This is a genomic window from Burkholderia sp. KCJ3K979 (assembly GCF_016759955.1).
In the GTDB taxonomy this organism is placed as follows: domain Bacteria; phylum Pseudomonadota; class Gammaproteobacteria; order Burkholderiales; family Burkholderiaceae; genus Burkholderia; species Burkholderia orbicola.
On record NZ_JACFYV010000307.1, the window covers coordinates 1 to 6,163 of the forward strand.

Here is a 6,163-nt window from a genome sequence, read left to right on the forward strand (position 1 = left end):
TATCACCCAAGCGCGTCGATTTGTGCTGTACGTCTGTACAGTGGAAGGGACGCTAACCCCTTGATTTACCGTGAATCGACATAGAGTGTCGAATCACGTTTAAAGCCGTTGGTGCGTGAGGCCGGACCCGAACCGGCACCCCCTCAAACATGCCCCTCGTGCTCGATCGCCCCACCATGCGCCGCCCGCGTCACGACCCGCACCGGCACCCCTGACGCCCTGGCCGCCCGTTTCGCCCACATCGCCGTCAGAATCGGCACGAGAATCGCCGTCACGAGGCACGCGGTCGCGACGATCGCCGTCGCCGCCGGCACCATCGGTTTGAACTTCGGAATCATCTCGCCGATGATCGCCGGGTTCGCGACCGCGGCGCCGGCCGTCGACGACGCGGCCAGCCCCGCCGTCCCGTTGCCGCCGCCCAGGAACTTGTCCGCGAGAATCAACGGCACGCCCGTCACGACGATCACCGCGAGCCCGAGCGCGATGCCCGGCAGCCCGCTTTTCGCGATCACGTTCAGATCGATGCCGTTGCCGAGCGCGAAGCCGAAGAACGGAATCAGCGGATGCACGCAGCGGCCGAACAATTCGCGCAACTCCACGTCGAGATTGCCGAGCACGAAACCGATCAGAAACGGCAGCACCGCGCCGACGAAGAGCCGCGTCTCGAACACTGCGACGCCGGCCGCACCGAGAATCAGCATGCTGACGAGCGGCCCCGATTCGATCGACATCAGCACGAACGCGCCGGCCTCTTCCTTGGTGCCGTATTGCTGCATCACGGCCGCATAGAGGCCGCCGTTGGTCATGTCCATCGACGTCGTGATCGCGAGCAGCGACAGGCCCGCGAACAGGCCGGTGCGGATGCCGTCGTCGGGGATGAACCGTGCGGCGATCACCGTCGCGAGCCACGCGACCACGATCTTCGTCGCGAGCAGCGTGCCCGACTTGCGCAGCACGACACCCGTCGCGCGCAGGTCGATCGTCGCGCCCATGCAGAAGAACCAGACGGCGAGGATCGGCACGGTGCCCGCGATCAGGCCGTTGGTGAACGAGCCGAAGTACTTGCCGGCGTTCGGTGCGAACGTGTGCACGCACGCGCCCAGCAGCATCGGCACCAGCATGAGCCCGCCCGGAATGCGGTCGATGGCCTGTTTCAGCTTCACGTCTCCTCCGTGGACGTCGATGCGTCCCGTTGTCGAATGATGTCTGCTGACTGACTATAGGACATGATTCGCAACGGTGGTCCGTTTTCGTGAATTTCGACGGTAGTCGTATCATCCGGACGCGGCCGGCGCCGAGGTGACGACTGTGACGACCGTCGCGCAGGATCGAGCGTCTGCCGGCCGCGAACCGGCAAACCGGAAAAAACACTACGGTGCGGAGGGCGAATGATGAAAATGACGATGCGCATGGGCATCGCGCTGCTGGTGCTCGGCGCGAGCCTGGGCGCGAACGGCGCGCAAGCGAAGAGCACGGTCGATTGCGGGAAGCTCGATGCGGCCACGAACGGCCCCGACGACAACTTCCGGCCGCCGGCGTCCGGCACGGTCATCGGCACGGGCCGCGCGTATTTCTACTCGGCGCCCGACGCGCAATGCATCACGAAGCGCACCTTCATCGTCCCCGGCGATTCGGTGACCGTCTACAAGTCGCACGGGCGCTGGTACGACATCATGTACGTGAACGGCAAGACCGGCGACGACTTCGAAGGATGGGTCGAGCAGGGCCGCGTGCGCCTCGGCGGCCAATACGGCGCGCAGTAGTCGCCGTCGGCGGCGCCGTTACACCGTCGCCCCGGCGAAATCGCGCTGCAGGTTCTCCGCGCGCAACGGCCGCTGGTACAGGTAGCCCTGCGCGTACTGGATTCCGACCGCATGCAGCGCGCGATGCTGCGCTTCCGTTTCCACGCCTTCCGCGATGATCTTCAGGCCGTAGTGATGCGCGACGGCTGCGATTCCCTCGATCAGCCTTGAGCTGCCGCTGTCCAGTTGCGACACGAACTGTCGATCGATCTTCACGTAGTCGAACGGAAAGCGTGACAGCATGTCGAGATTGCTGTGATGCGTGCCGAAATCGTCGATCGCGAACTTCGCGCCTTTCGATCGCAGTGCATGGAAGATCTCGGTGGTGCGCGCGTTTTTCTCGAGCAGGATGCGCTCGGTGACTTCGAGCACCAGCGTGAAACCGGGCGGCAGCGCACGGATCGCTGCCTCGACGTCGGCCACGAACCGCCCGCGCTCGAGATCCTGCGGCGCAATGTTCACGGCAATGCGCAGCGGCGCGGACGGCGTCAGCGCGGTCAGCTCGGCGACCGCCGTGCGCAGCACGAATTCGGTGACCTTCGGCAGCACCGTGCTGGATTCCACCTGCGGGATGAACACGGCCGGGCTGATGGCCCCCCACTTCGGATGGTGCCAGCGCAGCAGCGCCTCGACGCCGACCGTCCTGCGCGTCTGCACGTCGACGATCGGCTGATACACCACATGGAACTCGTCGCGCCTGAGCGCGTGGCGCACGGCTTTCAGCAACAGCCGCCGCGGCGCCATCGCGAGCAGGTAGGCGGCCATCACAAGGCTGTCGGCGAGCAGCACGATCGTCGCGCAGATCAGCCGGTAATGGCGCTGGACCTGTGACGCGTAGCGCGCCGATGCGATGACCGATACCGTGAACGGCCAGCGCTGCGAAGCGATCGTGCTGCCGCCTGCGGGGGCCGCCTCCGTTTCCGGCGAGAACTTCCCGTGCTGATCGAGACGGCCTGCACCCGCGATCGACAGCGTGGCCGTTTCCGCTCCGTTGCCGGTGCCGTGGGCGAGCGCGTCGGCCACGTAGTCGCCCTCGATCACATACAGGACGCCCGCGCCGCGCGCGGTGGATCGGAATACGGACAGCACCGGAATGCCATGCTGGAACGGCGTCTGGCGTAGCAGCGTGACGGCCATCGAGCCCGGTTCCGGCGCGCGCGCATACGCGGTGAGCGGCAGGTCGATCGAACCGAGCGCCGACGAGCACATGAGGCGGCCGTCGCTCACCAGCCCGACCGCACGCAGATAGCGCAGGCGAGTGCCCACTTCGGCGAGTGTCCGGAACACCGTCGCGCATGGCCGCCCGACGAGCGCGCTCAGTTCGTCCGCGTGCCGGAGGCGCACGCCGTCCAGGATGCGGTCCACCGAAGCCACGATGTCGTTTGCCACGACGCGCTCGTTCGCTGTGACGGCATCGCGTGCGTAGCGGTCGGCCAGTACGATCGCGAACGCCGGCACGAGCACGCAAATGATCACGGCGGCGAGAAACATGACCCGCGGCCACGCGCCGCTGCGGTGGAAGAGGAGTGTCGAGCCGGGCGTGAGCGCCCGCAGCCCCGCGATTGCCTTTGGTGTTATACGCATGACGTGGCAAGTCGAACCGGTCGATACACCAGCGGCACGCACGCCGCATGCCCGAGTCGGGCCATGCGGCTCGCGTGCCGGTTTCGGATGCCTATCGATTCGGCCGTCGCTTGTCGCGATCGTCCATCGATCTGGCGGTATCCCTCAATAACATGCGTACATTAAGCATGTATATAGGCGCAGCGTATCGAAAAAAGCCCCGGCCGCACAGTGTGTGCAGCCGGGACGAAAGACACCGTCTCTTGGCACGAGGATGGTGCGCGGCAAGTATATGATGCGGCGCGCTATTACGAAATATTGTTGTCTAAAAATTGGTGTCGTTTTGTGATTGTGTCTCAAAAAGAAACATTTCCGCGTGGCTCGCTTTCGGCGGTCGGCCGCGAGGGTGTCGAGCAGGAGCTTTGCGATGGAAGAAAATACTGCGCCTACGGTCATCGTGACCGACGGCGCCGCCCTGGCGGACGGCGGTTCGCTGTGGATCAGGATTTCGGTGGACGGGCAGGCCCAAGACTATTCGCTCGATCGCGCACTCGCATCGCGCGGTACGCCGCGCTACGACAGCATCCGCGGTGCGCGCGGCGTACTGTCGAACGAAGAGCGACGGGAGTTGCGGGTGCTGCTGGAGCGCATCGCCGACCGCGCGATGTGGGCCGGCATCGTCGACACGTTCATCCAGGTGCTGAAGCGCTCCGACGCGTCATGAACGATGGCGTGCCGGGCGAGATTCAGAAGTCGTTGCGCATCTTGTGGAGCAGGCCGCTGGGTGACTGATGCGTGTCCACGGCAGTGAGGACATCGATCAGGAACCACGGCAGGTTCAGCTGCGTGTTGGAATCGCCGACGCAGACGCGGATCGGCGGCGCGCTGGAGGGGGAACGGGTGCCTGGTGCGGCGTCCCGCGACGGCACGCAATTTTTCGCGTATGCCTGAGCCGGCACCGGCGGCGCGACGGCACCCGAGGGCGCACCGGCGATGGCCGGCAGGCTGATGGCGGCAAACAGGGTCAGGGCGGCGGCAACGGCGACGCGTTTCATGAGGATTCTCCGGCGATGCTCGTTCGACCATGCGGGCCGCCGCGAGTTCGTGCGTGCGAGATGCAGCTCACGTGCCCGAACGGGCCGCTCGGCAGCGTGTGACGCTGATCGCTCGCCCCGGTCGCCGGCTGCGCCGCTGCCGCGGCGCTTCTCCCGTCCGGCGCCGAAAGGCGCGCGTCAACGCGCTCGCGCATCCCGTCACTGATACCCGTAACACTGCTTCAGCCCCGCGTAGTCGTAGAAGTGGCTGCCCGGCGCGAGCTTCGCACCGTCGCACGCGGCCTGGAAATCCGTCTCGCGCTCGTTGTACAGCATCTTCACGATGAGCCGCGACCCGTTGCGATAGACATCCCACTGCATGTTCGCGGCCATCGGCGAGACCTGGTCGCCGCGCCACGGATTGTTCGCATACATGTACGTCTGCGCCTGCGGCGTCGGCACGAACACGTTCTTCAGGTTCATGATCGACGCGAATGGAATCACGATCTCCGCATGCGTGAAGCGCAGCTTCGCGGCATGCGTCAGGTCGCCGCGCGCGATCGCATCGACTTCGCCGAAGAAATCGTCCTGCAGCACCTTCGCCATCCGGTACGTCACCGGGTTCGCCTCCTGGATGCCGGGCCCCTTCTGGTAGTAGTCCTCGGCATCCTGGAGGTACGCGAGATACTGGGCCTGCTCCGCGCCGATGTACTTCTCCATCGTGACGCCGCCGGTTTCTGCGGTCATGGCCGGCGCGACCTGCAGCAGGTTGTACAGCACGTTCACCGCATCGACGGCCGTCGCGATCTTCGTCTTGCCGTCGCCCTTCAGCGTGTTGGTGAACTTGCCGTCCGTCGACGTGAACGCATAGGTGCCGGTGTTCGCGAACGTGTAGCCGTCGGAGCCGAGCTTCGCGATGAAGGCCGGCGACACGAGCGCGGCCAGCACCGTTTGCGCGACGTCGGCCGCCTGCGGCGCGGCCTTGATCGCCTTCAGCTTCGCGGCCACCGTCGCGTCGTTTGCATAGGTCTGGTACGCCTGGCTCGCCTGATAGGTCGCGTAGTACGGATCGCTCGTGTCGGTCACGAGATCGGTGGCCGGCTTCAGCGAGTGGAAATACAGCTGGAAGCGGTTGGTGCCGGCCGGTTGCCCGACCGGCGCGCTCGCCGGATAGCCGGCCGGCGCGGCCGGCAGCGTGATGGCCGGCGCCAGTGCCGGCTGCGCGGCAACGAGCGCCGCCGAGAAATACGTCGAACTGTCGACCGCGCGATCCTGGCCCGAGTTGACGACGACCACCTGCCGGTTGCCCGTCGCAAACAGCGCGGGCAACCGCTGCGCGAGACGCGCGGCGAGTTGCTGATGTTCGCGGATGCCGGTTTGCGTGAGGTTGCCGTACCCGGGTGTCGAAATGCCCTGCACGCCATAGCCGAGCAGCGCATTCGCCTTCATCATCGCGTACGTGTCGGCCTTGAGCTGCGCGCCGAGCGCGGTCAATGCGCCGTCGGCCTCGGCCTTGACCAGCATCGCGTAGATCGCGCCGTCGTACTTGAAGCCCGACAGCCCGCGCGAGCCGTGACGGGCGACGAGTTCGGTATAGACCGGCGCGTAGCCGGCCGGCGGCGCTTCGTACGTCGCGGCGTCCTGCTGCGGGCGGTACGGCGTCTTCGTCTGGTAGTAGGTCGCGGGTGTCGGAGTCGGAGCCGGCGTGGGCTGAGGTTGCGGCGCGGGCGTCGTGCCGTTGTTGTCGGCCGACGTGGCGGGCGG

6 protein-coding genes are annotated in these 6,163 nt (G+C 66.2%); 2 read left to right on the forward strand and 4 right to left on the reverse strand.

Translation table 11 applies throughout. The annotated features are described in order from the left end of the window. Positions 1-143 precede the first annotated feature (143 nt). The gene (kdgT, locus tag H3O04_RS33225) at positions 144-1,163 is read right to left on the reverse strand and encodes a 2-keto-3-deoxygluconate transporter (RefSeq protein ID WP_027806824.1); all 1,020 of its coding nucleotides are present in this window, start codon (positions 1,161-1,163) and stop codon (positions 144-146) included. A gap of 228 nt (positions 1,164-1,391) precedes the next feature. Between kdgT and H3O04_RS33230 the strand changes: the two genes are divergently transcribed. Then, positions 1,392-1,763, forward strand: coding sequence for an SH3 domain-containing protein (locus H3O04_RS33230; protein ID WP_202589305.1), 372 nt, complete (start codon positions 1,392-1,394; stop codon positions 1,761-1,763). Between the two features lie 18 nt (positions 1,764-1,781). Here the strand turns inward: H3O04_RS33230 and H3O04_RS33235 are convergent, their stop codons facing one another. Further along, on the reverse strand, positions 1,782-3,386 hold the full coding sequence (locus H3O04_RS33235; RefSeq protein ID WP_202589301.1) for an EAL domain-containing protein: 1,605 nt from the start codon (positions 3,384-3,386) through the stop codon (positions 1,782-1,784). A 406-nt stretch (positions 3,387-3,792) separates the two neighbouring features. Here H3O04_RS33235 and H3O04_RS33240 point away from each other — a divergent pair, with 406 nt between their 5' ends. Beyond that, the gene (locus H3O04_RS33240) at positions 3,793-4,089 is read left to right on the forward strand and encodes a hypothetical protein (RefSeq protein WP_202589302.1); all 297 of its coding nucleotides are present in this window, start codon (positions 3,793-3,795) and stop codon (positions 4,087-4,089) included. 22 nt (positions 4,090-4,111) lie between these two features. Here the strand turns inward: H3O04_RS33240 and H3O04_RS33245 are convergent, their stop codons facing one another. Together H3O04_RS33245 and H3O04_RS33250 are read right to left on the reverse strand one after the other, a co-directional pair. Continuing rightward, positions 4,112-4,420 (reverse strand): hypothetical protein, encoded by a 309-nt coding sequence (locus tag H3O04_RS33245; protein WP_202589303.1) that lies wholly within the window; start codon positions 4,418-4,420, stop codon positions 4,112-4,114. Positions 4,421-4,618: 198 nt separating this feature from the next. Continuing rightward, on the reverse strand, positions 4,619-6,163 hold a 1,545-nt coding region (locus H3O04_RS33250), incomplete at its 5' end, for a histidine-type phosphatase (protein WP_202589304.1).

Bases quoted from the DNA above. Each gene is read 5' to 3' on its own strand.
- H3O04_RS33230 (WP_202589305.1), top strand. From the start codon at position 1,392: ATGAAAATGACGATGCGCATGGGCATCGCGCTGCTGGTGCTCGGCGCG.
- H3O04_RS33240 (WP_202589302.1), top strand. From the start codon at position 3,793: ATGGAAGAAAATACTGCGCCTACGGTCATCGTGACCGACGGCGCCGCC.
- H3O04_RS33245 (WP_202589303.1), bottom strand. From the start codon at position 4,420: ATGAAACGCGTCGCCGTTGCCGCCGCCCTGACCCTGTTTGCCGCCATC.
- H3O04_RS33235 (WP_202589301.1), bottom strand. From the start codon at position 3,386: ATGCGTATAACACCAAAGGCAATCGCGGGGCTGCGGGCGCTCACGCCC.